Source organism: Mesorhizobium caraganae (assembly GCF_016836705.1).
Classification (GTDB): domain Bacteria; phylum Pseudomonadota; class Alphaproteobacteria; order Rhizobiales; family Rhizobiaceae; genus Mesorhizobium; species Mesorhizobium caraganae.
Map to the genome: position 1 here is coordinate 1 of NZ_JAFCGY010000080.1, position 2732 is coordinate 2732.

Annotated in this window: 3 protein-coding genes; all 3 read left to right on the forward strand. The window is 62.8% G+C overall.

What is annotated here, in order from left to right; genetic code table 11:
- Positions 1-80 precede the first annotated feature (80 nt).
- Genes tnpA through tnpC form a run of 3 tightly spaced genes read left to right on the forward strand, consistent with a single transcriptional unit; the run spans position 81 to position 2655 of the window.
- Complete coding sequence (gene tnpA / locus JQK88_RS37105; RefSeq protein ID WP_203281185.1) at positions 81-584, forward strand: IS66-like element accessory protein TnpA; 504 nt, start codon at positions 81-83, stop codon at positions 582-584.
- Entirely contained in the window at positions 581-925 is a 345-nt protein-coding gene (gene tnpB / locus JQK88_RS35295) for an IS66 family insertion sequence element accessory protein TnpB (RefSeq protein WP_203281186.1), read from the forward strand. Before tnpA ends, tnpB begins: the two co-directional genes overlap by 4 nt.
- Before the next feature lie 44 nt (positions 926-969).
- Positions 970-2655: an IS66 family transposase gene (gene tnpC / locus JQK88_RS35300; RefSeq protein ID WP_203281188.1), complete on the forward strand. Its 1686-nt coding sequence runs from the start codon at positions 970-972 to the stop codon at positions 2653-2655.
- The last annotated feature ends 77 nt before the right edge of the window (positions 2656-2732 follow it).

The following is a 2732-nucleotide window of genomic DNA, read 5'->3' on the forward strand; positions in this document are numbered from 1 at the left end:
GTATGCATACGACGAAGGCCGCCTACTGACGCGTACCTTGAGGCGTTAGTGTCCGCTTAGATTAAGTGGACGCTTGGCGAATGAAGTATCTGGCTATGGAACAGCCGTCGACGGTGGAAGCGAGCACGTCCGCGGGTTTGCCGCTGCCGCCGGGTGCGGGCCGACAGCGGACGCGCCGCTCCTGGACGGTTGAGCAGAAGCTGGCGATCGTGCGTGAGGTGCAGGAGTCCGGTGATCCGGTGTCGGTTGTAGCGCGGCGTCACGACATGAACGCGAACCACTTGTTCATCTGGATGAAGCAAGCCGGGCAAGGGCGATTGGGCCGATCCAAGCCGTTGCCCGAGACCTCACCGATCGCCTTCATTGATATGGGCGTTGTCGGTCCCGCCGTGCACAATGTAGAGCCGGAAGAGCCGGCTCCTGCGCGATCGCACTCTGAAGTACCAGCTACGATCAGCCAAGCGGTATCTACCGGTGGCCGGATGGAAATCGTCGGGGCCAACGGTCGGCGTGTGATCGTCGACCGCACTGTCGACGTAAGTGTCCTGCTGCGGATCTTGCAGGGGCTGGAAATGCTGCGATGATCCCGACAGAAGGCGTGCGTGTGTGGTTAGCCACAGGCTACACCGACATGAGATGTGGCTTTCCATCACTGGCGCTACGGGTGCAGGAGGTCCTCAAACATAATCCCCTTGGGGGCAACCTGTTTTGCTTCCGGGGGAAACGCGGAAATTTGTTGAAGGTCATTTGGCATGATGGCCAAGGAGCATGCCTGTTCACAAAAAGACTCGAGCGCGGCCGCTTCATATGGCCGACAGTTGAGGGTGGAGCTGTGACAGTATCTCCTGCGCAGCTGAGTTATCTCTTGTCTGGGATAGACTGGCGTAACCCTCAGGAAACGTGGCGTCCAGCTCGGGTTGGGTAGCATTTTTTTGTTGAAAGTACGATGGAATGTGATTCAATCGGCGCATGACTTCGAAGCCGGTTGAGCTCCCCTCGGATCTTGCCAGCGCCTACGTGGCGCTGCTGGCTGAACGAGAGGCGTTGCAGGCTGAACGCGATGTGGCGGTCGCGGATGCTGCCAACTGGCAGGCTGAAGCCGCCAACGCGCAGGCCATGCTGTCCGACAACGAGGCGCGGATTGCGCATCTTGAGCTGCGCATCGAGAAGCTGAAACGCGAACTGTACGGGCAGCGCTCCGAGCGCACGGCGCGGCTGATCGAGCAGTTGGAATTGGAACTCGAAGACCTCGTCACCTCGGCGACCGAGGATGAGCTTGCCGCGCAGGCCGCGGCGGCGAAAACGCAGACGGTGCGCCCCTTCACGCGCAAACGGCCGGTGCGCAAGCCATGGCCGACTGACATCGAGCGCGAGCGCATCGTCATCGAGCCATCCACCACCTGCGCCTGCTGCGGCGGATCGCGGCTGTCGAAACTGGGTGAGGACGTGACCGAGACGCTGGAAGAGATTCCGCGCCGGTTCAAGCTGATCGAGACGGTGCGCGAAAAGTTCACTTGCCGCGATTGCGAGAAGATCACCCAGCCGCCGGCGCCGTTCCATGCCACGCCGCGCGGCTTCATCGGTCCCCAACTGCTGGCGACAATCCTGTTCGACAAGTTCGGCATGCATGCTCCACTCAACCGACAGAGCGCGCGCTTCAAGGCCGAGGGGATCGACCTGCCGCTGTCGACGCTGGCCGATCAGGTCGGCCACGGAACCTTCGCCGTCATGCCGCTCTTCCAACTGATCGAGCGCCATGTGCTCGCGGCCGAGCGCCTTCATGGCGACGACACCACCATTCGCATCCTGGCGAAGGGCAAGTGCGCGACCGGGCGCATCTGGACCTATACGCGCGACGACCGGCCCTTCGCCGGGCCTGCGCCGCCGGCGGCGATCTATTACGCCTCGAGCGACAGGCGCGGGGAGCATCCTCAGAACCATCTGGCCGGATTCGCCGGTATCCTTCAGTGCGACTGTTACAGTGGCTTTGAGCCGCTGTTCGACCCGCAGCGGAAGCAGCAGCCGATCACGCCGGCCTTTTGCTACGCCCATGCGCGACGAGGATTCTTCGAATTGGCCGACATCGCGAAAAAGGCCCGGGATGGCAAGAAGGGCAAACCGATCTCCCCGATCGGGCTGGAGGCGGTCAGGCGCCTCGACGCGCTGTTCGAGATCGAGCGCGCCATCAACGGCTGCAGCGCTGACGAGCGGTATGACGTTCGCCAGGAGAAGAGCAAACCACTTCTCGACGACATGCACGCCTGGTTGCTCCGCGAGCGCGATACCCTCTCGCGCTCTTCCGAGGTACTGAAGCCGATCAACTACATGCTCAGGCGCTGGGCCGACTTCGCCCGCTTCATCGACGACGGCAGGATCTGCCTCAGCAACAACGCGGCCGAAAGAGCGCTGCGTGGCATTGCTCTTGGAAGGCGCAACTGGACCTTCGCCGGTTCCCAGCGCGGCGCCGACCGCGCCGCCGTCATGCTTACCCTCATCACCACGGCACGCCTCAACGACGTCGACCCGAAAGCCTGGCTCGCTGATGTCCTGGCCCGCATTGCCGATCTTCCCGCCTCGCGTCTGCACGAACTACTGCCTTGGCAATGGAAGCGCCTGCGCGAAGCCGACAAGGCCGCCGATCAGCAGGCCGCCTGACCTTCACGCATCGCCATCATAGAGCCCGCCGCGCCCACGCGCGCGTGCCAATCATGCGGCCTTCGTCGTATGCGTAC

Coding starts and splice junctions, on each gene's coding strand:
- tnpB (WP_203281186.1), top strand. CDS start 581: ATGATCCCGACAGAAGGCGTGCGTGTGTGGTTAGCCACAGGCTACACC.
- tnpA (WP_203281185.1), top strand. CDS start 81: ATGAAGTATCTGGCTATGGAACAGCCGTCGACGGTGGAAGCGAGCACG.
- tnpC (WP_203281188.1), top strand. CDS start 970: ATGACTTCGAAGCCGGTTGAGCTCCCCTCGGATCTTGCCAGCGCCTAC.